The organism is Streptococcus sp. SO2, from assembly GCF_030440025.1.
On record NZ_JAQFJH010000003.1, the window covers coordinates 49,543 to 74,129 of the forward strand.

Sequence of the window (24,587 nt, forward strand, 5' to 3'; positions counted from 1 at the left end):
CTCCCTGTGTCTTATTACCAAACTGGTTGGTCCAAACCGTCTGATGTTTCTTCGATAACTTTTTTCACTTCATCAGTGTGGTAAGCTGCGATAATTTTCTTGATGGCATCAGCCTTAGGTGATGATTCCCAATCTTTTTTCGCAACAATGATGTTGTACCATTGTTTTGAGTTTTCATCAGCTTGTTCTTTGAAAAGTGCTTTCTTGTAGTCCAATTTTGCTTCTGTAACGAAGGTATTGTTTACAACGGCAGCATCAACTGATGACAATGAACGAGCTGTTTGACTAGCGTCCAATTCAGTAATCTTCAAGTTCTTTGGATTTTCTGTGATGTTAGCAACTGTTGCAAGTGCAGTTCCAGAAACATCCAATTTGATCAAACCAGCTGATTGAAGCAAGTAAAGCGCACGGCTTTCGTTTGTTGCATCGTTTGGTACGGCGATTTCACCGTTATCTGGGATTTCTTCCACTTTGGTATACTTGTTTTCTTCCCCATTTTTACCTGAGTAAAGGCGGATTGGTGAGATGTAGGTATCTGCAATCGCTACAAGGTCTTTCCCGTTTTCTTTGTTCCAGTTATTCAAGAAGTTGTAGTGTTGGAAAGCATTCAAGTCTACTTCGCCATCAGCAGTTGCCTTGTTTGGTTGTGAATAGTCTGTGAACTCTGTGAATTCCAATTTAATTCCATCTTTTTCAACCAATTCTTGGATTTTATCCCAACGCGCTTCTTCAGAACCGCTACGGTTAACTGTTGCAATTTTGACAACTGTTTCGTTGTCTGCTTTCTTTTCTGAATTTCCGCAAGCTGCAAGAGTCAAACCTGCGACTGTAGCAAGCGCCGCTACACCGAGCCATTTTTTAATTTTCATGATTCTTTCTCCTTTAAAAATAATACCGTAATAGTATCTCATACTTTATTTGAATTAGCAAATTGTTATTAGATAGGCAGACATATAGTTTGAAACTATATACCTAAAAATTGAGAAATCATCCGCCTTTCTCAGACTGGATGATTTCATACGACTATTTGATATCAGCTTCTGCTGGGAGGTAAGTGTCCCCGAAGAACTGTTTAGACAATTTTTCAAGAGTTCCGTCTTTGTAGAGTTCTTGGATACGTTTGTCTACAAATGATTTCAACTCATCTTGACCTTTAGCAAGAAGTGGGTAAACGTAAGGTTGTTGGTCGCTTGGAAGTTCAATGACTTTCAAGTTATCCAAACCTTGGTTCTTGATAACTGTTTCAACACCGATTTTATCAAAAATCTTGTAGTCAAACTGACCATCGCTCAAACGAGACATGATTTGTTGGAAGTCCGCTTTAGTGTAGTTAAGAACAGTTGGATTATCTGCGTGTTGTTTGTTATAATCTTCTAGCTGTTTAGCTGATGTTGTCCCTTGAACAACCTCAGTAGACTTGCCTCCGATATCATCAAGCGACTTGATGCTGTCGTCGTCTTTCTTCACAACGAGAACGTTAGGGTTTTTAGCAGTTGGAGCTGCATAAAGGTACTTTTCAGCACGTTCTTTGGTATAGCTGATATTGTTCACAGCCATTTGATAACGGTCGCTATCAAGACCTGCAAAGACACCTGACCACTCTGTCTTTTCAAACTTGACATCGTATTTGTCAGAGTCTTTAAAGATAGCACGGACTACTTCAATCTCATAACCAGTCAACTCACCATTTTCTTCGTAGTTAAATGGTTTTGGTGAAGCATTGGTTGCAACGATAATTTCTTTCTTACCAGATGCTGCTTCGCTAGTTGCAGTATCTTTCTTATCTCCACCTGAGCAAGCTGCTAGTACACCTGCGGCAACAAGTCCTAGAGCAACAAGAGATGAATATTTGACGATTTTTTTCATGTCATTTCCTCCAAAATAGAATACTTTACTATCTTAACAGAAAATATTTTTTTTCGCCATTATATGATATCTATCTCGGTGATAGGTTTTTTTTATGGCTGACTAAAAGACCAGACGCAAGACTGCAATCAAGACCACTCCAAAGAGAACTGTAGCAACTAGATTGCGGTAGCGAAAGGCTACCCAAACCGTTGGAAAGACTGCCAAGAAGTCCAACCACTTGATCTGAGGAAGGCTGCCAACCTTACCGGTCACTACGCTTGAAAGAATCAAGGCAAAGATAATGGAAACAGGCAAGAACTTCAAAAACCGCTCGACGATAGCTGGCAAGCCCTTGTACTTAACCAAGATGAAGGGAATCATACGGGGAACCCAAGTCACTAGGCCCGAAAAGATAATGGCTAACAAAAGATATTTACTGACCATCTAAAAGCACCCCCATCGTACAACCAAGTAGCGTCGCAAACAGAACAGCTAGTGACTGAGACACCACTGTCAAGAGCAAAAAGAAAGACACCGTAACAACTGCTAGGATCTTCAGCAGATTGCGGACAGGAATCCGTCTTTGCATAATCTGGAACTGCGAAGCAAAAATCCCGATAAACATTCCCACAAGGGCAAAATCTAAACCAAAAATTTCTGGATTTGGTAGGAGTCCACCTAGAGCTGTTCCGACTACTGTCCCCACAAACCAAGCTACATAGCTGTTGAGATTGTTCCCATGCATCCACATAGGATTGACCTTGTCTGTATGGGCTAATTCTCCCATCAAAACCCCGTAAGTCTCATCTGTCAAGAGGCTAGACATACCGATATTTTGCCAGAGACTAGTATGACGGAAATAGGTCGATGCATGCAAGCTCAGCAAAAAGAGGCGCAAGTTGATCAAAAAGACCGTCATAGCAATAGCTGCGACAGGTGCTTGGACCGCAATCAATGCTAACATGGCAAACTGGGCGCTCCCAGCATAAACAAAGAGGCTCATCAAGCCCATCTCAACAGGTGTCACATAGGGCGCGCCAATAATCCCACAAGCCAGACCAATGCTGACATAGCCAAGGGCAGTCGGCATGGCCGCCTGTACACCTTCCCAAAATCCTTTTTCTTTCATCTTTTTCCTCTTATTTTCTTCGTTTGAGACTGTTCAAGGTCACAGTCACAGCAAGGAATATTATAACACATTCATAAAAGAGAAAAAAGTTTCGGATTCGAAACTTATTGCCAGCAAAAAGTGCTGAAGAGGGAGTATCATGGATACATAAGAAATTGATCCACTCGGATAGTATACTTATCGGTTTCTGTGTCTGTAGCATATTTATTTTCTGTTGGATAGACATCAACCCAGAGTTCCCACTGTTGTCCCTTCAATTTGACCTTGTAGCGATAACCGTCATCGTATAGCCCTACCGGATCAGTGGTCATAGACTGGTAATCTGGGAGTTCTTCCAGTTCTTTTTTTACAGTCTGGGATAAGTTATCGAGCAATGCTTCCTGCTCAGCTTTTGAGGTAACGGGAAAATAAGCCGCTACTGTTTCCAAGTGATGCGATTTTGAAAATGTAAAGGTTGCTCGACCAGTATAGCCTTTCAAAGTAATCTGCTCATAGTGATAGAAAAGGCGACCTGTTTTATAGAAATACGGATCTTCTGCACGCCAAGTATCACGATAAGCTGTTTCCTTTTCTTCCTCTACCTCGCTAGCCTTTCCCAATCCTTCTTCAAAAGATTTAGGAGACATACCGAACGAAAGGGATTCAAACAAGACCAGTTGTGTCTTTTTGATATTCTGGCAAGCTGATAAAAGCATGAGTAAAGCTCCAATAGCAAGCAGACTACTGATTATTTTTGTAATTTTCATATATCTACTATACAAGAAAAGTCTAGGATTGACAAACTTTGATAGAGTCGGGTTCCGTGATTAGATTCTAAAATTACTTTTCATTTAAGGTAACAATGGACTGAGTAGGGACTACTATTAGATATTGGAGATAAGAAAAAGACTGGCAATCCAGTCTCAAACACATATTATGCAAATTCTCCGCTAAATGCTCTCACGAATATTCAAGAGCATGACAAATGCGGTTAGGAGTAATAGCAATAGAATAAAGCTGACCGCTAGGGTCCCAAAACTTGTAGCAATCGTTACGAAAACAATTGTGAATAGACTTGGTAAAACAACCGTAATAGCACCGATAGAGGATTGAACCGCTCCCATTGACTCCTCAGGTATTTGTTTAAAGACGAGTTCTTGCAATCTAGGAGAGAGTACCCCTGCGATGAAGGCATCCAAGGAGCTGAAAAGCAGAATCAAGCCAAAATGAACTGTGGCAAATCCTACTAGAAGGAGTAACTGGATGACGACCGAAGCGTATAGAGCTGTTTTTATAGAAATCGTATTTTTCAGATAGCCGCTCACAAGACTTCCGACAATAAGTGCTAACAATTCTAGTGTTGATAACAAAGCGAGTGATTGACCAGTTTGTAAATTCAAAAACGGTTGGTTTCTTAAAAAAAGAGTCGAAATAGGAACAGTGACATTGATCACAGCTTGGCTGATAGAGACGATAAACAAAATGAAGATCACTCTATCCATATTCCAGATCAATTTCGATGATTGGAACAAATGCTGGCAAAACGATTTTATAGAAAGACCTTCTTGATAGCTAATTGTTTTTTCAACTTTCAAAAGATCATTTTTTATGAGAAGAATACCTACAAATGCTATCAGAAACGTCAGAGCGTTTAGCAAGGAAATGAACTGAATGGAAAGAATTCCTAGTAAAATCCCTCCTAGAATATTACTGATTGTCCGAACTAAACTAACTGTTGATTGTTTAAAACCAATGGCTTCTGTCAGATGTTCTTTCCCAATGATTCTTATAAAAATAGGAGTTAGCATGGCTCCTGAAAAGTAACTCAATGTATCCGACAAGAGATTCATTAAACAAATAAAGAATACGAGCCATAAGGAAAAGGACTGCCCTGAAAGCGAAAGTGCAACTATAGAATAAAGTACAAATTTGACAAAACTAATAAGCGTATACTTTAGAACACGATGGTGTTGAAAGTCAGCCAAAACTCCCATAAAGATTTGCAGAACTTGAGGAACAGTCTCTGAAATCGTAATGAGTAAAATCGCCAAGGGGGCAAACGAAGCGTCTGCCACATAATTCAAAAAAGCAAGATAAAAAATCGTATCCCCAACCGTTGAAATCCACTGGTTGATGGTTAACTGCCTAAAATCTCTATTTTGAATAAATACTTTCATCGCAACTCCTTTTTGAATTCAAATGGGAACTTTTCCCCAAGAATAGACCGATATTGCTGAGCACCTAAAATTACAGCAACGGTAAAATTTGACCAATGCCATTGTAGACTATGTGCAGTCCAATAGGCCAATAAATGGACTTGGTTACTCTAAATAAGACTGCAAATATGAGACCGCCACCCATATATGAGAAAAAGTCTGTCAAAACCCAACCATGATTACTAATGTGCAAGATTCCAAACAAAGCAGCAGATCCAAGCACATCCAGTCTCCATTTCTTCCCTTTTTCCAGAGCGGTCATCACCAATCCACGATAAATTATCTCTTCAAAAATGGGACCTGCAATTACAGGATAGAAAAAATACATCAAAAATGTTGTAGCCCCTGTAAAAGTCGGAATGGCGAGTTGATAAGCAATTTCATTTTTGGTAGATGGGAAAAGATAAAATGTGACGAAATTCCAAATAACAAAAGCAAGAAGAGCTAAAAAGGAATAAAAAAGATAGGAACCTCTAAATTTTCGACTGTTAATTTTCTGCCATTTACCTGACCAAACCATAACAGTAATAGCAAGCAAAACCACAAGAAAATTCAACAGCATATCCGACAAATAATAGGAAAAGTCGGATAGACCAGCAGCAAGATCGCTATGTAAAAGCAAACGAATGAAGAACTGGTCAGCAATGACAAGTAGAATAGTTACAAACAAGTAGTAGCGTGAGATTATCTTTTTCATTTTATTTTCTCCTATACTATGAAATAAAGACAGTATAACACGAAAAATGCCCTATTTTAGAAAATCGCATATTTGACATTTTTTCTTATAGAAATTTCATTTTTGCGATCGTTTGTTAATCGATAAGGTCTTTATATTGCTGTAAGCGTAGTTCAAAAAGAGCTGTTAATTGGGGATTTTCTAATACTTGCAGAGATTGGATAAATTTTTCAATCTCTTTTTGATTGCTTCCCTTGGTTTGAAGGAAAATGCTCAATTTCTTTAAAAATTGCCATGATACTTTCTCAAAAACATCGTATGGTCGGAGCATACTCTCCAACTCAGCTTCAAAAATTGGAATATAGGAAAAAAGTTTGCGCTCCATGAGCTCTGAGATGATATTAAGATAACCACTTTTCATATACAATTGATTGTGTACCAACTCTTTAAATTCCTTAGATTTTTCAAGTAAAGAGGTGGATAAAAAAATCAGATCTTGATTACTTAAGAAGGGCATGGTATTGCAAAAAATATAGAGTTCAAACCAGGTCCAAGACTCAATAGCATAGAGATAAGTAGTTAAAAACTCGCTATCCTCCTCTTCTAGCAGATAGTTTTTATCCAAGGAATGAATGGCATCTTTAATCACAATAGCGTTCAAACGACGATAGGTCTGCGCCATCTGTTCTTGCTCGACCTCCTCTAATAATTGCTCTAAGCCTGCTATATCTTGATGGGCAAAACGATCCACAACCTTTCGACCAATTCGCATATGTGGTGATTCTTGATAGTTGTTAAGCTTGTGTCCAAACTCATCAAAGGTCACATTTATCGCTTGGATAGCTAGAATCAGCTTATCTGCAGACAGCATAGACTGCCCTAGTTCAAACTTGGATAGCTGGGATGCTGTCAGACCCTCACAAGCCACATCTGACTGCTTGAGCCTTCTCGCCAGCCGCAATTCCTTGTAAAATTCTCCCAATTCCATTCTCTCAATCATCTGACCACCTCCTAATTTTTACATATTATATCATCATTTTTACAGATTTGTCAAAATATTCTGACATTTTCCGGAGTAAAAAAGCCAGTTCAAAACTGACTCTTTATTCTATGGTATCAAAGGCGAGGCTTGGTTTGGCGTTGAGGTCCAAGTCTGCAAAGTTTTCTTTATTCCACTCGCTGACGCTGGCATAGGCAATCATACCTGCATTGTCTCCGCAAAGGCGCAGGGGTGGGATGATGACCTTGACATCTGTGATTTCAGCTGCTAGGCGTTCTCTGAGCCCTTTATTAGCTGCCACGCCACCAGCCACGACCAGAGTTTTAACAGGGTATTTTCCCAAGGCCTTCTTGGTTTTGGCCATAAGAATATCCATGACTGCTGCTTGGAAAGATGCTGACAGGTCTTCCTTGGACAAACTCTCTCCCTTTTGCTCGGCATTGTGGTGAAGATTGATAAAGGCAGACTTCAAACCTGAGAATGAAAACTCTAGATTGTCCTCCTTAATCATGGCACGAGGGAAATCATAAATATCCTGCCCCTGATGAGCTAGCTCATCAATCTCGCGACCTGCTGGATAGGTCAATCCCATGACACGGCCAACCTTATCATAGGCCTCACCAACCGCATCGTCTCGTGTCTCCCCAACAATCTTATAATCACCAGCCTCGGAAACATAGACCAACTCCGTGTGCCCACCACTGACCAAGAGGGCTAGCAAGGGAAACTCCAAAGGCTCGACGCTCTGAGCTGCCATGAGGTGGCCCGCCATGTGATTCACGGGGATCAGCGGAAGTCCATGTGCCCAAGCAAAGGCCTTAGCAGCTGATAAACCAACTAGTAAGGCTCCAACCAAGCCTGGTCCATAAGTAACGGCCACGGCTGTTACGTCCTCTTCGGTAATTCCTGCTTCTGCTAGAGCCTCCTCGATACAGGCTGTAATGACCTCTACATGGTGACGACTAGCTACTTCTGGCACTACGCCCCCAAAACGTTTGTGGCTCTCAATTTGACTAGCAATGACATTGGACAAGAGCTGGTCGTCGTTTTTTAAGACAGCGACACTGGTCTCGTCACAGGATGTCTCAAATGCTAAAATATATCTATCCTTCATCTATTTCTCTCTTCATGATGATGGCGTCCTCGACTGGGTCATGGTAGTAGGCCTTTCGCTCAGCGATGACCGCCATCTTTTCTTTCTTGTAAAATGCTTGCGCTCGGTGATTTGACTTTCTGACTTCGAGGAAAATCTCCTTGTCTGTCGGCAATGTTGCAAACAAGGCTGATGCTATTTCCTGTCCTTGATAGGCTTTCTTGACAGCGATTTGCAGGACTTCTGCCTCAAAGAGATTCTCCTGCACAGCTAGAAATCCAATCACTTCTGTTCCATCATAAGCTAGAGCGTACCAAGTTTGGTCTTGGGACAGGTCTGCTTGGATTTGTTCCAGCGTCCAAGGACTGACTGGGTAAACATCTGCCATGACAGCGTAGATGGTTTTAGCTAGTTCAGGCTGTTTTTGGATTCGTTTGATTTCTATCATAGGCGTTTAATGTAAGACCCGCCAGACTCGGTATGGTTCTTGAGCCAGTTTTCCTCAGCTTCAACACGTTTGAGGTAATTTGGCACAAAGTCGTGCAAGGAGTCTGCTTCCTCGTCCCAGGCCCAAAGAGCTAGATTAGCTGCATTTGGCAAGGTTTCTTGATAGCTAGCTTGAGGTAGTTGTTCTTGGATCTGTTCCACAAAGGCTCCAACTTCTCCGACAAAGGTTACCTGTTCAGCATCCTTGACCTGCTCTAGCACTTCCGCAAAAGACAGGTGCGCTTCTGGAAAGACTGGTTTGGCGTTTTGATAAAATCCTGCATAAACATTGTTGCGACGTGCATCCATGATAGGAACCACCAAGCCTTCTTGTTGGCGTGGCACCAGAGCCAATAGGCTAGACATCCCAACTAACTCAATGTTCAGGGTATGAGCCAAGGTCTTGGCAGTTGCTACCGCAATTCGCAAGCCCGTGTAGCTACCTGGCCCTTCAGCGACCACGATTCGATCCAAATCCTTTGATGTCAAATCTAGACTGGCCATCAAAAAATCAATGGCTGGCATAAGGGTAATACTGTGATTTTTCTTGATATTAATCGTCGTCTCGGCAAGAACCTGCTTGTCCTCTAAAATGGCTAGAGAAAGAGCCTTGCTGGACGTATCAAAAGCTAATACTTTCATAACACATTCCTATCTTTTTGTCTGTTTACTATTATACTACAAAAGCCAGCGCATGGGAATTTTCTTTATTTTGAAACAAAAGTTCCTGCCACTTAAACAAGCAATTCTGCACAAAAAATTCAAAAAAGTTGTAGCTTTTTTGAATAGAAAAGTGAACAAGGAAATTGAAAAGTTCTTTGTAAAAAATTTGGATCAGGCATTTATGTTTCAACTCGATTTTTGATACGAAAGAACATCGTCGTAAAAATAAAGATATCACCTAAAAATAGAAAAAGTCCATCCCATCTATCAAGACGAGGTGGATTTTCTGTATATCTAGAGGAATAATTGACTTTAGGCATTTAAACCAAAGTAGAAAACGAGCCAGACAACATAGGTAACCAGGAGGAGAAAAATTGAATAGAGCGTCACAAAAGCAAGCTTCCAAAGGAACTTTGTTTTGCGGTGTTCCAGATGAACAAACAGGGCATTCCCCCCATAGACACAAGCTACAAAGACTACAAACATCAAGAGGCGAACCCCTACTGCAAATTCAAACAAACTAAACATTCTTAATCCTCCTTTTGGTATTCCTATTTTTATAGTAAGTGGTAAGAGTTTTTAGAAAATCAAATAATTCAATATTTTTAGGAGAACAGAGAAATCTGTTCTCTTTTTTGTTCGCTTAAAATTCTATTTGAGAGGAGTTCAACGATGGTAGGATTAGAGATTGTAATGAATTTAGACACGTTAGAAATCTTTGACGTTATCGATCATGATAAGAATGGAAACAGCGAACAAGCGCCTACAACCATCCAATTAAGCTTATTTGACTCAATGACGTGAATTTGACAGAAGGAGATAAATTAGGATGGACAGAGAAGCGCTATACAATGAATTAATTCAAAGCGAACCACTAGGTTTCATTGATCCATTTTCTGACCTTGGCGAATTCGATCCTCTTCAGATGAAATTTAAACAACCCGTAAAGGACTTGGTGAATCGATATTCAGGACAACCTTACAGCTTAGCCTGGCAACATAAAATTATGGAAATGCGGAAGTTGTTTATTGCCTATCAGATAGCATTAAATGAAGAAGATAAGCAGATTAACTTTCAGCGAAGAACAAGAAGCGAAGAGTCCAAAGAACATGCTACCACTATTGTAACAACATATTTGAAGTTGGGATTTAGTTTTAAAGAAATTGAGAAGCGTGTTTCTTTATCTTACAAACAACTTCGTAGAGGATGGAGAAGAAGTGACCATGTAATGACAAGTAGTCCTGAATTTTATGGCAAAAGGGACTTATCCGAAGGTTACTGTTTACCGAGTAAAAAGCTACCTAAAAGTATGAGAATCAATGAGGAGTAATTATCATGAAAGAAGCAGTATTAAAGAAAGGTATTTGTCAAAAATGCGGATGTACTTGGACTACCCCTTGTGTTGATGAAAAATGGGGTAGTTGTTGGTGGATGGATCGAGATGAGACTATTTGTAGCCACTGTTTTTTGGGGTTTAATGATGAAAGAAATTAAAAATCATATGAAATTTCTAGATCTGTTTGCAGGTATCGGTGGCTTTCGTCTTGGTATGGAGTCCGCTGGTCACGAATGTATAGGATTTTGCGAAATAGACAAATTTGCAAGAGCTAGCTACAAAGCTATACACGATACGAAAGGAGAAATAGAACTACATGACATCACAGCAGTACCAGAAGAGTTTTTCCTCTCTCAAAAAGTTGCCAGCAAGCTAATTCAATCAAAAAGCAGTACAGCAATACCATTACAACCAGATATGGCAACTCACAAGGAGCAGGGGCGTACATTGTTGAAAGTAAATCGCAGAAAGTGAGGTCTATCGGAAACATCCATCCTTCAGGAAATGGGATGAATGGAGAGGTTTATGAATCAGCTGGATTGGCTCCCACACTCACAACCAACAAGGGAGAGGGGCAAAAGATAGCCATACCTGTTTTAACTCCTGATTGCACGGATAAACGACAAAATGGGTGCAGGTGTAAGTCTAACGAAGAACCTATGTTTACTTTGACTACGCAAGATAAGCATGGAATTCTAATCGCAGGGAAATTGCCTGGAAATCATGACCAAAACTCAAGAGTATATGATACAAATGGACTAGCTCCCACTCTATCCACAATGCAAGGTGGTGGGCAAGAACCTAAAATAATCCAACGTGGTCATGGTTATAACCAAGGTGGAGAACATGACATCGCTCCTACTTTAACTAGGAATAGCTATCAGGAAAATAATTATTTATCAGATGGATTTAGGATCAGAAAGTTGACACCTCGTGAGTGTTGGAGATTACAAGGATTTCCAGATTGGGCTTTTGATAAGGCGCAAGAAGTGAATAGCAACAGTCAATTATACAAGCAAGCAGGAAATAGCGTGACTGTGAGTGTCATTGCTGCTATCGCAAAGGAATTGGAAATACTTATAGAATAGTTGCTATCAGAAGAATTGTTGAATAAATGAGGAAGAACATAAGAGGAAAGAAATATGAAAAATACAGACTGGAAAAAAATTACACAAAGACCCCTTACTAGCGAAGAAAAAAAGGAATACGGAGATGAAGTTGAATTCATGTGGGACGGGAAAACCCCTGAATTAGACGAAGAGGTTCTTGTTTACACAAGTGAAAGCGAAGAAGTGTATACAGATATCTGGGTTGATTTTAACGATGGCATTGGTTTTGAAAATACTTGTAGTAATGTTATTTATTGGATGAGTTTCCCAAAACCGCCTGAAATTACTGTTACATATCCACGCTTTGTGGACGTTGACCGAAATGGTGTTTTTCAAAAGGTGTTTGAAACATCTAATGGAAATGAGGAGTGGTGTTCTCCTACTGGACGTGAGTTACAAGAAGGTCCGGATGTTATGGACCACTGGCTCGAATACGAGGACAGTGAAGGTGAACTTCACTACGGTAGATAGTTTCTATCACCATTTTATTTGTTAGTTTATTTATTTTAAAAGCCTAGAAATAAGCAAGGAGGAAATTATATGATTTTTGGTTTTATTGTATTGTTTGTTGTAGGAGTGTGCATTTCGTTCAATGGAGTATTTATCATAGCTAAAAATACAGACATCACACTTAGCTGGAGTGGTAAGAAAGATTTCTTTCCAAATCTAACTACTTGGGAATGGATGGTGAGTATCTTTTTAATTATTGTAGGAGGGGGAATGATATACCTATCGTCTGCTGATTTGTTACCGTATCTTATAAATTCATTTGAGCTAAAATAGGAGGCATAGTATGACAGTATTGTATTATTATTTTTTCATAGCAAAGGATAGATTGAAATCCATAAGGGAAAACATTCTTTATTCTAAGAGTTTGCGGAAAGTGCTGGGTAATATAGTTCTTTGCTTTATCTCGCTTATAGCTGTCCCTTTTTCTTATTCTTATCTTCTAATATATCTCGGCAACTGGATTTCAATGTCGTTAATAAGTTCTGGATTAATTGAGAATAAAATAATGCAGTTCATGTTATTGGGATTTTTACTTGTCATAGTCATTGATACAGTCGTTTTACTCATTATCTCAGTGTTGGGAAGTGGGGCTTTATCTCTTTGGATAATGGTAAGGTACTCTTATGAATTATTTGGCAAAGAATTACAGGATAAGAAAGAAAAAAGGGTTGCAAATTTACCAGACAGTAAAAAAGAATCCGTAAATTTTTTAAGGTATAGTTTAATGATCTTGTTAGCAATGATACTGGTCGTTGCTCTTCTATATATTTTCAATGCTGAACTACTTTTGAAATTATTAAATCTCATAATTGATTTTTGTCAAAAATTTATTGATTTATTTTCTTTTTAGATTATTGCTATCTCCACTATCATTGTTTAAATAATGAGAAATTAAATATGAAAAAGATTGATTTACTAAAATGCTTATCCATCATTACAAAAGACGGATTAAGAACACAAAAATTTAAGAATAGCCATCTACAGCTCATCTCTTCAGCTGAAGAAGGAAGACGAGGCTCTGTATTTGCTTATCGTTCAAAAGCGAATATGGTGAAGGCACGTGGTGTTGTTTTAACCTCTGTCGAATCATTGCTGGAGAACCAGGATCAATTTACACACTGGACTCCTAACGTATATTGCTACGGAAGCTATAGTGATGCTGGTCGACGGATTACACGTGGCCACTCTGAGGATAATCTTAGACAGATTAACACATTCTACATTGACTTCGATATTACCTCTGCAGCTGAAGAAATGACAACAGGAGATATTTTAACTGCTTCCCTGGAGCTAGGTTTTATGCCGACGTTGATTCTAAAATCTGATAAAGGATTTCAAGCCTATTTTGTTCTCTCAGAATCAGCCTATGTTACAGCTCATTCCCAATTTCGAGTGGTAAAGGTGGCCAAAGCGATTTCTCAAAATTTGAGAAATTACTTTGCTCAAACTTTACCAGTAGACTTGACTTGTAACCATTTTGGGATTGCTCGGATTCCTCGAACTGATAATGTAGAATTCTTTGATGCTGATTATACCTATTCGTTCCAGGAGTGGTTAGATTGGTCAATGAAGCAATCAGATCTTCCCTTCCCAAGTAAAAAGCCCAATTTGACGGTTATTTCAGGTTCTGAAGGGGTGAAACAGATTGATGAACCTTGGTATCAATTGCTGATGAGAGAGGGGAATATCAAAGGTGGAAAAGCCTTGATGGGAAGAAACAACGTTCTTTTCACGCTAGCTTTAGCCAACTTCTCTTCAGGAATCGATCAGGAAGAATGTGAGGAGGTTCTTTCTAGTTTTAATGCAAATCTAGACGAACCACTCTCTTCAGCTGAATATCATAAGATTATTACAAGCGCCTACTCAGGAAAATATGAAGCTGCTAGTCGTGACTATGTAATGACTTTATGTAAAGCATGGGTCAATCAGGAACTCAAGGCTTCAGATCTCTTTGTGAAGCAACGTTGGTACAAGTTTAAGAAGAAACGTGCTGACAGAAAGAATAGTCATCTTCATGAATGGAAAACAGACGTAATGGCCTATTTAGAAGGCTTCTATCAATCTGAGGATCCATTTATCCAGACGACAAAAAAAGAGATACGAGAGAAGTTGAATATTCCTGAGCGTTCATTAGACAAAGTATTGAAGGTTCTCAAAACAGAACAAAAGATCTTCTTTACAGTCAAACACGGCCGTGGAGGAGGCATCAGATTAGCCTCTATCAAAGCAATCTTCCTTTCCCTTATCAAGGTGAAGAAAGAACGTCAGGAGGCTTATATGGCCAATATTGCTGCTTTCTTTGAAGAAAGTATAGAGTTCACTCAGAGAGTGATAGAAAGGGTTAAAGATGGCTTTAAACAAACACAACAACTATCTCTATTTGAGCTTGATATTGGATAATTTTAAAAACCCGCAGACTGCCTTACATTTATATCTACGATTATTACCAAGATATAAATGTATATAAAATAATCTATGGAGGAATGATATGATTTTGATTTTAGCTGGACTATTTAGTCTTATATTTGTTGGAGGATCTTTATTAGTTTTCTCACTTATAGGTATTCGTCAACGAGTTCGTTTAGAAAACGGATATGATTTTGAATTAGAGACAGATCTATTGGCAATGGTTGGCGAAAATAGAAAGTGAGAAGAAGAATGAAGTACGTAATTTTCAGTTTTGAATTAGGTGACTATATTTGTAATGGGGAGAATAAAGTTTTAGTTTTTGATACATTAGGGCTAGCTTTTCAGTATCTTCAAAAGCATTACCGTAAACCACTTCCTGAACAAAGAAAAAAGAGATTGATTCACTATCCTGATGTGTATCAAGCTCCGTTTAGACTTTTAAAAGTTTGTTAGGAAGGAGAAAGGTCGATGTCAGAGTTATTCAAAATTATTAGAGGATACTATCTAACAGGGGTTGGTCAGGAACCATTGGCTTATTATTTTAAACTTTCATCGGATAACTTAAAATTTGAGTCTGTTTCTGCAAGGGATGTTGCTTTAACTTTTTATCAAAACGAGGAGAGTATTTCTAGCATTCCAGCGATCATTAGAGTAGATAGTGTTATCTCGAATGATAAAATGATTTCAGATTACCTGCAGGAGGAGTTGAGAGATCATTATCCAATGTTGCCAATTGTCCGTGTATTGGATTCCGAGGAATTTGATCCTTTACTCTTTCAAGAAGTGATGACAACGTTCACTAATTTGAAATTAGAAATAAAAGAATTGGCCAAGATTGATTATGTTCAAGGTTCCATATTTGATTTTATGGATGAGGAGGAGATAGGATGAAAGAGCTTTTTACGCATGTTAAGTTAGCTCTAGGGGCTCTTCTTGTCATTTTACTTGTGAGTCTCGCAGTTTTAGGAGGATATAGGCTGTATAAAGATTATTTTATCTTAGATTATGATCCTCACCTTACTCAGAAAGAATACCAGAATACTGTACTTGATCAAAATGTAAACCTAGTATTTTATAAAAAAAATTGTCCTTACTGTCAGGTTGGAAAAAGTGTAGTTGTAGATGCAGCCAATAAAGGTTCCTATCCTACATTTTACATTGACACTCAGACAGAAGAAGGTCAAAAGTTGGTAGAAAAATACCAGGTTGAAAAAGCTGCAACTATCATCAAGATTCGTAAGGGAAAAATAAAGAAATATCTATATGCTTCAAGAGATTCAGAGGAAAAGATTGTAGCAGATGAGAAAAGTATTCAGGAGGCCATAAATGACTAAAAGGGTAAAGCTAAGTAAATGGGCCGAGACAGCCTTTCAAAATGATTGTGAACTATGGCGTACTAGGACAAATGAAGGAATGGTTGTTTTAGGAAAATTATCAGATGGAACGTTTACCCTACATCGTTTTAATGATGAGGGAGGAAGACTAACACATATTTCTCAAGATGAGGCTCTTTGGCTAACATTGGATTTGGCACCTGAAAAGTTAGGTTGTATTTAAGGAGGCAGTATGTATCAAATTTTAAATGCTATTGCGCATGGCGTGGTTGGAACTATCTTGATTGCGATCTGGTTTGTACCGCTCTTCAGGATAACTATATGTGATAACTTTGGAAATGAAATCAAAACGAAAAGGCTGCCATTAGCGTTCTTAATGTTACTAAAAAGTGTTTGGCCGAAAAGTAAGGTTTCATTTATTTGGAAAGGATGTAAGAAGAATGAGAAACGGAGGTAAGGCACTAGTATAAAAACAAAAATTCACATAGAGTAGAAAGGATATATCCATTATGATAGATACAATCAAACGCTGGATTGAAAAGATAAAATCTAGCCCAATTTTGAAGCCATTTATTAAGACTAAAGTTTGGTTTCAAGAGAATATTATTAAGAGGAAACTGGTCATTTTCTCAATGTTATTTGTGACCTGGTTAAGTCTTTTGATGGGAGCGATTTTCTCACCACAAAGACAAACATATACTTCTGAACAACTCAAAACCAAGCAGATATTTGCGAATGGGAGTGGTGAGATGAAACTGGTTAGCCAGGAATATTCACCAGATACTGGAATTATTGTTTTACAATTTGAGACGAAAGATGCTACGACTTCGATAGATCGGGGCATCGATGCCAAACGATTAAAATGGAAACTCTATGCGCAACATAAAGACTCAAAAATAGAGATGGATGTTGTGCCAATCATTGATAATAAAGTATCAGTTATTATTAAAGGAGTTCCGAAAAATTTTGGAGCATTTGCGATCGATGTGACGAATCAGACAGTCTCTTCTAGCTCAATTGATGTGAATATTTCATCGCCATCCAGTGATTCTAAAAAGGTTTCTCAGAAGAAATCTGGAGAAGAGGACACTGTACAATTCTTTGTAACTCCTCAAAATCCTCAGCTTGAAATCAAAGCTATTGAAGTTGTCTCCAGAGAAGAATTTACTCTTCAGGAAATCGAAAAAGAGATCAATTTCCAGAATGAACAGTCTCAAAAATTGACGACATCAATTTCTCAATTGAAGGAATCTATTGAAGATGATAACTCACGAAAAGCGAGTCTTCAAGCAGAAGCAAAATATCTAACGGGTGATGATCTCGAAGCCAATCAAAAGAATATTGCTACGCTGGATACAAACATCGAAACGAAGAACAGAACCATCGAAACAGCCTATAAAAACATTGAAAAGTTGAAGGCTAAATTGGAGTCTTTGGACAAGAAAAAAGAAGCTGTTAAAGATGGAACATTTGAATTTTCAAACTCTATTGAAACTGTAGAAATGAATTAAAGTGAGGTAAAATAAAATGAAAAATTTAATTAAAATGGTAAAAGAAACTGATAAATTGGGATATAAATTATCTGCAATTTGTGGAGTGAATTGGCTTATTAGACAAGCCTTTAAATGGCAATATTTATTTTTTGTAATGGTTACAGGCGCTGTTCTTATAAAAGAAGTTTCCGTAATACTTGAGGTTGATCCAAAGATTTTTGGATCAATGATGTGTTTGATTATTTTATGTGCGCCTTTTACGAAGTTACGTTTAGGGGCTGAAATGCAGATTATAAAGATGTTTATAAGAAATATTGTACTTGCCATCATTTTTACAGCTGCATTAGAAAAACCAATACAAGAAAACGAATCATCGTTCTGGCTTTTAGCCCTAATCTTTAGTATCGGTATTTATTATTTCATGAAGTGGTTTCAAGCAAAACTTTTTCAGCGTTATCTGTTCAAAAATATCTTAAATAAGGACTACCTTGGAATCCGAAAATTAAAAGATAAGTTACCTCCTAAAATCAATCTTTTTATAGATGCTGATGAAGGTGATGCAAACCAACGAATGATTACGATTAATCAGCGAGCAGTGAAAAAGGATTATCAAGATATTGTAGAATTAAGTTTTTTGAATAGAGAAAAACGGACAGGTATTTCCTATTATAGAAAAGCATGGAATGGTTCTGAAGCTCCTCTTGAAAGAGAATTTGTAGATATTGAAGAATTGTATCATCCAGTATTTTATGTCTTCCCGTTTGGGAAAAAACATGATTTTTCTTTCTGGCTGATTCAATTTGATGTAAGTAAAAAGGATGCATTTTCTATGAAAGCCGAGTTCGTGTTTACCAATAAATAGTAGTCAAAAATCTCCTTAATTTTTGAATTAAGGGGATTTATTTTTTATGATTGTCCCTTTAAAAAATTTTTTTCAGTTATCTCTTATACTAGAATCAATCAAAAAAAGAAAGGCAGAAAAATGAAAGAACAACTTAAATTAGCACCAAAGGAAAATCAGCCAGTTAGAAAGCATCGTGCTGTATTCACAAGTACAAAAGGTTTGATTAGAAAACAGAAATGGGTTGTGCTGGATATTGATGAATATGGAATAACCTATCATAGTAATCCAGGGTATAAAGGAGAAATGTTTTCTTCAATGTACCTCGTTCTAAAGGAAATTAAAATTGATGAACGTTCTTTCACACTAACCATCAAGAAAAATGATCATGAAGTTTATGTGATTGATTTGAAGAAATTAGATGGCGATTTGTGGAGCAACTTCCAAATTATAAAAGAAAAAATTACCAGCTTTGCAGGAAATAAATTAAGGAATTAAGAAATACGAAATTAGAAAAAAGGAGAAGTAATCATGGCTAAAAATGATTTAAAAAAAATTGATAATCAACTAGAAGAGGCAAAGAAAAGAGTTGCCCTTTTGGAACAGAAACGTAAAGAAGCAGAAGAGAATCTTCAAAAACAAATTGGTAAAATTTATGTTCAAATTCAACTGAAGAAAAATAAAAATCAGTCGTATGAATCAATTTTTGAAGAGTTAAAAATGGAATTAAACCTCATCAAAGAAGATGAAAAAGAACAACGTTTAGCAGCGAAGAAAAATCGTGAAGAAGGAAGCTTTCCAGCTGAAAATCAGTCTTAATTTTTGAGTTTTGAACTTCTAAATGAAGTCAAAAACAGTGTAAGTATAACACCTATAAAGTGTGTAAAGGTAAGTATAGCATGTGTGTGTAAGTAGGTGAAACCGAGAAAATTACCGGTACCGGAAACGTTGATACTATCAACTCCACACGCTTCGTGGGGACAGTTTCCCTTATGCTCTTTTCTACCACAACACACCTAAAAAGGACCTTAGTCCCTCTGTGTGTGTTAGTGTGTTGAAAAACCGCAAAAATAGAACCGTATCGGTTCGTGATGTTGCGAGGTTGAAGTTTTCTTTTTTGCTTCTTTTTGCTTTTGCTTCGACAAAAGAAAAAAGAAGGGCGCTGTTTTTTAGAAAGGAAAATTTAAAATAATGGCAAATATAAAACAAAATCGAATTGAGATTAGAGGCCTTACTGATGATGAAATTAATTATCTAAAATCTCTTGCTAAGAAAAATAAAGCCAAGTCATTTAATGATTTTCTGCTCTCAATCTGTCGTGAAAAAATTGAGTACGGAAAATTTAATCGTGCTCAAGATTTGTATGTGGCTCATTTAGAAAATATGAAATTAGCTTCTGACCATGTTCTGGGACAAATGAAAAAACAGACAAGGATACTCTCTGAATTTGAAGAAAAAATGGATCGTTATGGCGGTCATATTTCACGTTGGTTAGAGTATGAAGGGGCGGTGGAAAGTGATGACTAAAGAAATCAAAATCAGAAATATACCTGATGATATGTTTGAACAACTTCGAGATATTTCAAAAAAATATAACTATCCAAGTTTCAATGAGTTTATGTTATCGCAAGTTCAAAATATCGTAATGAATGACGGATTGAATTTGTACAATAATCAATTTGCGGAAACATTATCTGATATCAAAGAACAACAAAGGCAGATTTTAGAATTGATGTTGAAGAATGAAATTTCTCTTTCAGCTTTAAATGTTAAACAAGATATTGTAAATGAACTAACCACAAATTGGTTACATTTTATGGATGATGTATCAGCACTTGAAGCTGAACGACGGTCAGGTGGTGTTTAAAAATGAAGAAGAATAAATCTCTGTTCATCATTCTCATTTTTCTTGCAATATTTGTCGTACAACCTAACAATTTTAATGCTATCAAATCTGGCTTAACACAAAATGATATCCCGAATCAATTGAACATAGCCGATTCAGCTGAAGAAAAAAATTCCGACTCAAATTTGAATTCTACTCTGAAAAATGATGATTTGAAATCGAAGGAGTATGATGGAAAAAATCAGGTGATTGTCGTCAATGAAAAATCACAATTTACAAAGAGCGAATTGAGTTTAGAAAATGGCAGCTGGGAAAAATATTCTGATCTAGATTTTTTAAATCGTGTAGGAATTGCTGAAGCGATGTTGGGAAAAGAATTGATGCCAACTGAAGATAGAGAATCTATTTCGTCTATCACACCAACAGGATGGAAAAATAAAAAAATAATTTTCAACGGGAAAGAAGATTATTTATATAATCGTTCTCACTTAATCGGTTTTCAATTAAGTGGAGAGAATGCGAATGCTAAAAATTTATTTACAGGTACACGTGCTTTAAATGCAAATTTTGAAGATGAACAATCATCTATGGTTTACTATGAAAATAAAATTGCTAACTACATAAAAAATACGAACCACCATGTTCGCTATCGAGTAACTCCCATTTTTAGAAATGTGGAATTAGTTGCTAGAGGAGTTCGTATGGAAGCACAGAGTATCGAAGATGATGAGATCTCATTTGATGTATATATCTTTAATATTCAACCAGGATATAAAATCAATTATTTGACAGGATCATCTCAGAAAAATTGAGGAGGGAAAAATGAATCCAAGACTTAGCTTATATTTTAGCGAAGAAACACATGAAAAATTTAAGGAAATAAAATCCTACTTGAAAGAATCGTCTGCTTTGCAGAAACAGTATCGAAATAATTCAGCAACGCTTGTCACTTTGATTGAAGTTTTTTATAAACTTTTTATTGAATTAGGAGAAGGAAAAAATTTCTATGAGCGACTGACTCAGCTGGAAAAAAATTTGGGGGATACCTTTGATTCTGGAAATGATAACAAGGCAATTCATCGTCAACTTGATCAAATTCTCTATCTAACGCTAACCAACTTTCATGCTATTACGAAAGATGATTTTGATGTTCAAGAATTGGAATCTATTCATTCACGATTGGATCCTACACAACATGAATTGATGGCACGAATCAACGATATTATTCAAGAAGATATTGCACGTGGTCAAACTATCAAACATTCTCATTGAGGTACAGTAAATGGTAGATATTGTTGAAATCTATTTAGAAACAGGAGATTTTCATGAAGCGGTGAAACAGTCAGGGCTGCCAACTCATATAGCTCATTTGAAATTAATAAAGAGTGGCTGCCTTAAAATTCAAGATAAAATTCAGTATGGTTCTAGGACAGCTAAGCTCGGGGGAATGGCCGAGGAGCTTTTTCAAAAGTATGTTCCAGATGCAACGGATGCGAATAAGTATTTCAAGAAAAATAATCCGGTATATGATTTTTGGCTAGATGGTCTAACGATTGATGTAAAATACAGCTCATTGTATAAAAGGAAAAACGGGAACTCCCATCACTGGCAATTGAGGACAAAAGGAAATCAAGATTTTATTGTCGCCTTTTTAGAACGAGAAAGTGGTTCAGAGTTAGAAAAACCAAATATCTTATTGATTCCCATGCAATTTATTGAAGAGCAAAAAGAATTACATATTTCTCAATCAGGACGGTGGATTAATGATTTTCAAGTTGAACCTGAAGAATTACAACCGTTATTAAAAGACTATGCTCTTTTAAGAAAAAATGGACTATTTTAATTCAAAGAGAGGAAAATAATGAACGTGTCTTCTAGTCCAAGTATTACCTTCATGCTGCAATATACAGAAGCAAATAGTGGGTTTGTAGACTACACCAATAGAGACGAAGCTGTCGAGGTTGATAATGAATTAAATTTAGAAACGCACAGACAAAATATTGAGTCTCTAACTGAAGATGAACTACAAAAAATCCAAGCTGAAGTTCCAGAAACAAAACTTAATTTCCAGGAGTACATCGATTATATGAATCGTTCTTATGCTACTGAAAACCAAAATGAAGAGATGACAGCGATTTTTACAAAAGAGGCCAATTACTTGCAGCGTAGCAAAGTAACTGAATTGAAAAGTAAGTTAGAACAGGCTTATCAAAATGGCTCTCTTCTATGGCAGGGTGTTATCTCTTTTGATAATGATTTTTTAGCCAAAGAAGGATTATATGATTTGGAAACTGGGAAAGTCGATCAGCAAGCTATCAAGTCTGTCATACGTGAAGCATTGCCAAGGTTGATTGAAAAAGAAGGCTTATCTGATTCATCATTTTGGTGGGCCAATATTCACTTGAACACGGACAATATTCATGTGCATTTTGGTTTATCTGAAGTTGAATCTGCAAGAGAAAAAATTTTCTATCGACCTCGTGGACGAATGGAATTTAGAGGAAACTTTTCCCAGAAAACTATTGAGCGTTTTAAAAGTGATGTTTTTCATGGTCTGTTGAATGAACAGACTAGAGGAATGATTGTTCGACGAGAACAAATCTTGGCGAATATCAGAAGTGAATTGATTAATTCTGTATTTAGAGATCAGAAGGTTCGTTCTTCGGCTGAAAAAAATTTTTTGGAGCAGGCTTACAACCATTTGCCAATGGATAAAAAATGGCGTTATGGATCAAATGCAAGAGATTTTGCAGTCAGTAAATTCTTCCTTGACCGCTATCTGGACTCCTATTTAGAAAATGATGGGAAAGAGCTCTATCAAGAATTTCTGAAAGAAACGAAGAACTTTCTAGAAACCTATAGAGGAGCTTATTCAGCTGAAAAAAAATCAACCTACGAGAAGATTCGGAAAGTTGATGGTCGTTTTGAGAAAACACAACAGGAGGCTGCAGGCTATCATCTGCAGCAATTAATAGCGAGTCGAGAGAAAGAATTGAGAGAACGACTAGCAAATAAGATCTTGCACCTATTTCGTGAGAATGCTCCTGAAATAGCTGATGTTCGGCTGGAAAAAAATTTGGCCAATTTCTCAGTAAAGAACCAACAAAGGATTTTAGAACAGGATCCAAATGCAAGTGTTATCAAAACACTAGATTCCTGGAAAAAACTGGGTTATGATTTGAAAGATGGGGCAAAACCCATTGAAATTACAAAACCAGTCTATGCTGCTTATGACAAACACGGAACAGGTTTGGGACGTCCTGAATATGTTACGGAATTAGTTTATGATGTGAGTCAGATGAAAGAAGACTTACTGAAGAAGCAACTTGGTTTACGAGACTTATCGCTATTTTCTTCGGCTGATTTGAAAGATCTTGTAGAAGCAGCTAAAAAGAAAAGTGATCGATCATTAAAAGAGCGCCAGGAGTTAGGAACATTTCGCTATGCTTTAAAATTGAGTTTATTGGAGGAAAAACAAAGTAGTTTATTAGTTCGTAAAACTCTTTTTGATCAAATTCAACCACTTGAAACGGATCAGCCATTTGTTGAATTGAAAAAGAAGGAGATTCTTCAAAGACTGAAGCTGACTGAATTGCAACTGACTCCAAATTATAAACTAGGTGAAGCAGACCAATCTTTAAAACAATCTCTTGCTAACCAATTTGAAGATAGTGTTTCTTTTTCAGTAGAAAAGGCTGATTCATTAACAATTCAAGCACCTATTAAACGTCTGAAGGGAGAATTAGCGGCAGTTCAACCTCTTCAAGATGAAGGAGTGCTGACTATTCTAAAGGGCTATCCTGTTACGAAAGATAGCTATATAGAAGAACTACAGACCCATATCTCAATTTTTCAGCTGAAACATCAGATTTACAGTCGAAACAAGGAAATTTCACAAACGACTGATCAAACGACTATTCAAAAATTAAAACGGGAGAATGCGAAAGGATTTTCTGAACTCAAATCACTCTATCAAAAAATATTGCCAGAGGAAGAAAGCAATCAGAAAAGTCAGTTAGCTCAAGCTGTTTCACATAAAATGCAAGAAAGGAAGAACTTGCAAAGAAAAAACGTCCAACAATCCCAAGGCAAAGCAATCATCAATACAGATTTTATGAGAAATTTGACCAATTCTCTTCAAAGGGCCCAACGTGCAAATAAAAAAGCCCTTATGGAACGTGAGAGAAGTGATGAGAGGCAAGAACTTGAGGAAAAAGGACAAAGTATATAAGAGTCATTGTAAAAGCAATGACTTTTTTGTTGAAAATGGAATTATATTGTCCCTTTAACTGTGATTTTTCGATTATTACATAGAATAGAAGGATAAAAAGAGAAAGGAGAAGAAAAATGGAGCTAGTATTTCCAGATGTAGCAGTTGAAGCCTTTGACTTTTCAGCTGAATGGTTAATTACGGCAATGAATGCCGATAATAAGCAAGTGCATTTTGAGGGTCAAGGAAGAAATTCTGATTTAGAAATGGTTCTAGATTTTAAGGAAAATTCTGAGCTATTTGAATCTTTTTCAGTAGGGGAATTGGTTCACTTAGATCCAGAAACGTTTCTACAAGCAGAGAAAGAGCCGTACAAACCACAGTATGAAGGATTTTAAGGAGATTTTAT

Annotated in this window: 35 protein-coding genes and 1 pseudogene; 24 read left to right on the forward strand and 12 right to left on the reverse strand. The window is 37.2% G+C overall.

Features of this window, described 5'->3' with window-relative positions:
* Window positions 1-14: 14 nt before the first annotated feature.
* From PCY17_RS04565 to PCY17_RS04620, 12 genes are all read right to left on the reverse strand, one after another.
* Complete coding sequence (locus tag PCY17_RS04565) at window positions 15-869, reverse strand: MetQ/NlpA family ABC transporter substrate-binding protein (RefSeq protein WP_000694533.1); 855 nt, start codon at window positions 867-869, stop codon at window positions 15-17.
* Between the two features lie 154 nt (window positions 870-1,023).
* A complete protein-coding gene (locus PCY17_RS04570; protein ID WP_301392030.1) occupies window positions 1,024-1,866 on the reverse strand; it encodes an amino acid ABC transporter substrate-binding protein in 843 nt (280 codons plus the stop codon).
* Window positions 1,867-1,968: 102 nt separating this feature from the next.
* Window positions 1,969-2,292, reverse strand: a complete 324-nt coding sequence (locus tag PCY17_RS04575; protein ID WP_000253913.1) for an AzlD domain-containing protein — start codon at window positions 2,290-2,292, stop codon at window positions 1,969-1,971.
* Entirely contained in the window at window positions 2,282-2,977 is a 696-nt protein-coding gene (locus PCY17_RS04580) for an AzlC family ABC transporter permease (RefSeq protein ID WP_000659756.1), read from the reverse strand. Before PCY17_RS04580 ends, PCY17_RS04575 begins: the two co-directional genes overlap by 11 nt.
* A 137-nt stretch (window positions 2,978-3,114) precedes the next feature.
* Window positions 3,115-3,723: a hypothetical protein gene (locus PCY17_RS04585; RefSeq protein WP_009013588.1), complete on the reverse strand. Its 609-nt coding sequence runs from the start codon at window positions 3,721-3,723 to the stop codon at window positions 3,115-3,117.
* A 183-nt stretch (window positions 3,724-3,906) separates the two neighbouring features.
* Entirely contained in the window at window positions 3,907-5,133 is a 1,227-nt protein-coding gene (locus PCY17_RS04590) for an MFS transporter (protein ID WP_301392031.1), read from the reverse strand.
* Between the two features lie 70 nt (window positions 5,134-5,203).
* Entirely contained in the window at window positions 5,204-5,869 is a 666-nt protein-coding gene (locus PCY17_RS04595) for a CPBP family intramembrane glutamic endopeptidase (RefSeq protein ID WP_301392032.1), read from the reverse strand.
* Between the two features lie 115 nt (window positions 5,870-5,984).
* Window positions 5,985-6,848, reverse strand: coding sequence for an Rgg/GadR/MutR family transcriptional regulator (locus tag PCY17_RS04600; protein ID WP_000572862.1), 864 nt, complete (start codon window positions 6,846-6,848; stop codon window positions 5,985-5,987).
* A 103-nt stretch (window positions 6,849-6,951) separates the two neighbouring features.
* Window positions 6,952-7,962, reverse strand: coding sequence for a tRNA (adenosine(37)-N6)-threonylcarbamoyltransferase complex transferase subunit TsaD (gene tsaD, locus PCY17_RS04605; protein WP_000655078.1), 1,011 nt, complete (start codon window positions 7,960-7,962; stop codon window positions 6,952-6,954).
* On the reverse strand, window positions 7,952-8,389 hold the full coding sequence (gene rimI, locus PCY17_RS04610; RefSeq protein ID WP_000569810.1) for a ribosomal protein S18-alanine N-acetyltransferase: 438 nt from the start codon (window positions 8,387-8,389) through the stop codon (window positions 7,952-7,954). Before rimI ends, tsaD begins: the two co-directional genes overlap by 11 nt.
* A complete protein-coding gene (gene tsaB, locus PCY17_RS04615; protein WP_000865685.1) occupies window positions 8,386-9,069 on the reverse strand; it encodes a tRNA (adenosine(37)-N6)-threonylcarbamoyltransferase complex dimerization subunit type 1 TsaB in 684 nt (227 codons plus the stop codon). The genes rimI and tsaB overlap by 4 nt, the downstream gene beginning before the upstream one ends.
* 333 nt (window positions 9,070-9,402) lie before the next feature.
* Window positions 9,403-9,618, reverse strand: a complete 216-nt coding sequence (locus PCY17_RS04620) for a hypothetical protein (RefSeq protein WP_000492029.1) — start codon at window positions 9,616-9,618, stop codon at window positions 9,403-9,405.
* A gap of 301 nt (window positions 9,619-9,919) precedes the next feature.
* Between PCY17_RS04620 and PCY17_RS04625 the strand changes: the two genes are divergently transcribed.
* The 24 genes and pseudogenes from PCY17_RS04625 to PCY17_RS04740 all read left to right on the forward strand — a co-directional run bounded on the left by PCY17_RS04625 (window position 9,920) and on the right by PCY17_RS04740 (window position 24,576).
* Window positions 9,920-10,420: a modification methylase Sau96I gene (locus PCY17_RS04625; protein ID WP_254728000.1), complete on the forward strand. Its 501-nt coding sequence runs from the start codon at window positions 9,920-9,922 to the stop codon at window positions 10,418-10,420.
* A gap of 5 nt (window positions 10,421-10,425) precedes the next feature.
* Entirely contained in the window at window positions 10,426-10,584 is a 159-nt protein-coding gene (locus PCY17_RS04630; protein WP_164497031.1) for a hypothetical protein, read from the forward strand.
* Window positions 10,585-10,591: 7 nt separating this feature from the next.
* Window positions 10,592-11,514: pseudogene (locus PCY17_RS04635) on the forward strand (DNA cytosine methyltransferase).
* 54 nt (window positions 11,515-11,568) lie between these two features.
* Complete coding sequence (locus PCY17_RS04640) at window positions 11,569-12,006, forward strand: hypothetical protein (protein WP_049510616.1); 438 nt, start codon at window positions 11,569-11,571, stop codon at window positions 12,004-12,006.
* Between the two features lie 69 nt (window positions 12,007-12,075).
* Complete coding sequence (locus PCY17_RS04645; RefSeq protein ID WP_049510615.1) at window positions 12,076-12,318, forward strand: hypothetical protein; 243 nt, start codon at window positions 12,076-12,078, stop codon at window positions 12,316-12,318.
* Between the two features lie 10 nt (window positions 12,319-12,328).
* Window positions 12,329-12,895: a hypothetical protein gene (locus PCY17_RS04650; protein ID WP_301392033.1), complete on the forward strand. Its 567-nt coding sequence runs from the start codon at window positions 12,329-12,331 to the stop codon at window positions 12,893-12,895.
* A gap of 47 nt (window positions 12,896-12,942) precedes the next feature.
* Window positions 12,943-14,445 (forward strand): primase C-terminal domain-containing protein, encoded by a 1,503-nt coding sequence (locus PCY17_RS04655; protein WP_254727998.1) that lies wholly within the window; start codon window positions 12,943-12,945, stop codon window positions 14,443-14,445.
* A gap of 88 nt (window positions 14,446-14,533) precedes the next feature.
* Entirely contained in the window at window positions 14,534-14,695 is a 162-nt protein-coding gene (locus tag PCY17_RS04660; protein ID WP_009730755.1) for a hypothetical protein, read from the forward strand.
* Window positions 14,696-14,703: 8 nt separating this feature from the next.
* Entirely contained in the window at window positions 14,704-14,907 is a 204-nt protein-coding gene (locus PCY17_RS04665; protein ID WP_000878299.1) for a hypothetical protein, read from the forward strand.
* Window positions 14,908-14,922: 15 nt separating this feature from the next.
* The gene (locus PCY17_RS04670) at window positions 14,923-15,345 is read left to right on the forward strand and encodes a hypothetical protein (protein ID WP_301392034.1); all 423 of its coding nucleotides are present in this window, start codon (window positions 14,923-14,925) and stop codon (window positions 15,343-15,345) included.
* On the forward strand, window positions 15,342-15,788 hold the full coding sequence (locus PCY17_RS04675) for a thioredoxin domain-containing protein (RefSeq protein ID WP_301392035.1): 447 nt from the start codon (window positions 15,342-15,344) through the stop codon (window positions 15,786-15,788). Before PCY17_RS04670 ends, PCY17_RS04675 begins: the two co-directional genes overlap by 4 nt.
* A complete protein-coding gene (locus PCY17_RS04680) occupies window positions 15,781-16,011 on the forward strand; it encodes a hypothetical protein (RefSeq protein ID WP_000167063.1) in 231 nt (76 codons plus the stop codon). Before PCY17_RS04675 ends, PCY17_RS04680 begins: the two co-directional genes overlap by 8 nt.
* Window positions 16,012-16,020: 9 nt before the next feature.
* A complete protein-coding gene (locus PCY17_RS04685) occupies window positions 16,021-16,245 on the forward strand; it encodes a multidrug transporter MATE (RefSeq protein WP_301392036.1) in 225 nt (74 codons plus the stop codon).
* A 52-nt stretch (window positions 16,246-16,297) separates the two neighbouring features.
* Entirely contained in the window at window positions 16,298-17,299 is a 1,002-nt protein-coding gene (locus PCY17_RS04690; RefSeq protein WP_301392037.1) for a hypothetical protein, read from the forward strand.
* Between the two features lie 16 nt (window positions 17,300-17,315).
* Window positions 17,316-18,143 (forward strand): hypothetical protein, encoded by an 828-nt coding sequence (locus tag PCY17_RS04695; protein WP_049510607.1) that lies wholly within the window; start codon window positions 17,316-17,318, stop codon window positions 18,141-18,143.
* Between the two features lie 120 nt (window positions 18,144-18,263).
* Complete coding sequence (locus tag PCY17_RS04700; RefSeq protein ID WP_049510606.1) at window positions 18,264-18,620, forward strand: hypothetical protein; 357 nt, start codon at window positions 18,264-18,266, stop codon at window positions 18,618-18,620.
* A gap of 33 nt (window positions 18,621-18,653) precedes the next feature.
* Window positions 18,654-18,941: a hypothetical protein gene (locus PCY17_RS04705; RefSeq protein ID WP_301392038.1), complete on the forward strand. Its 288-nt coding sequence runs from the start codon at window positions 18,654-18,656 to the stop codon at window positions 18,939-18,941.
* 372 nt (window positions 18,942-19,313) lie between these two features.
* A complete protein-coding gene (locus PCY17_RS04710) occupies window positions 19,314-19,649 on the forward strand; it encodes a hypothetical protein (RefSeq protein WP_301392039.1) in 336 nt (111 codons plus the stop codon).
* Entirely contained in the window at window positions 19,642-19,989 is a 348-nt protein-coding gene (locus PCY17_RS04715; protein WP_265472675.1) for a hypothetical protein, read from the forward strand. Before PCY17_RS04710 ends, PCY17_RS04715 begins: the two co-directional genes overlap by 8 nt.
* Before the next feature lie 2 nt (window positions 19,990-19,991).
* Window positions 19,992-20,780, forward strand: coding sequence for a DNA/RNA non-specific endonuclease (locus PCY17_RS04720; protein ID WP_301392040.1), 789 nt, complete (start codon window positions 19,992-19,994; stop codon window positions 20,778-20,780).
* A 10-nt stretch (window positions 20,781-20,790) separates the two neighbouring features.
* Window positions 20,791-21,240: a hypothetical protein gene (locus PCY17_RS04725; RefSeq protein ID WP_070479951.1), complete on the forward strand. Its 450-nt coding sequence runs from the start codon at window positions 20,791-20,793 to the stop codon at window positions 21,238-21,240.
* A 10-nt stretch (window positions 21,241-21,250) separates the two neighbouring features.
* Window positions 21,251-21,811 (forward strand): hypothetical protein, encoded by a 561-nt coding sequence (locus PCY17_RS04730; RefSeq protein WP_070696819.1) that lies wholly within the window; start codon window positions 21,251-21,253, stop codon window positions 21,809-21,811.
* 18 nt (window positions 21,812-21,829) lie between these two features.
* On the forward strand, window positions 21,830-24,199 hold the full coding sequence (gene mobP2 / locus PCY17_RS04735) for a MobP2 family relaxase (RefSeq protein WP_001103206.1): 2,370 nt from the start codon (window positions 21,830-21,832) through the stop codon (window positions 24,197-24,199).
* A gap of 116 nt (window positions 24,200-24,315) precedes the next feature.
* Complete coding sequence (locus tag PCY17_RS04740; RefSeq protein WP_000424244.1) at window positions 24,316-24,576, forward strand: hypothetical protein; 261 nt, start codon at window positions 24,316-24,318, stop codon at window positions 24,574-24,576.
* The last annotated feature ends 11 nt before the right edge of the window (window positions 24,577-24,587 follow it).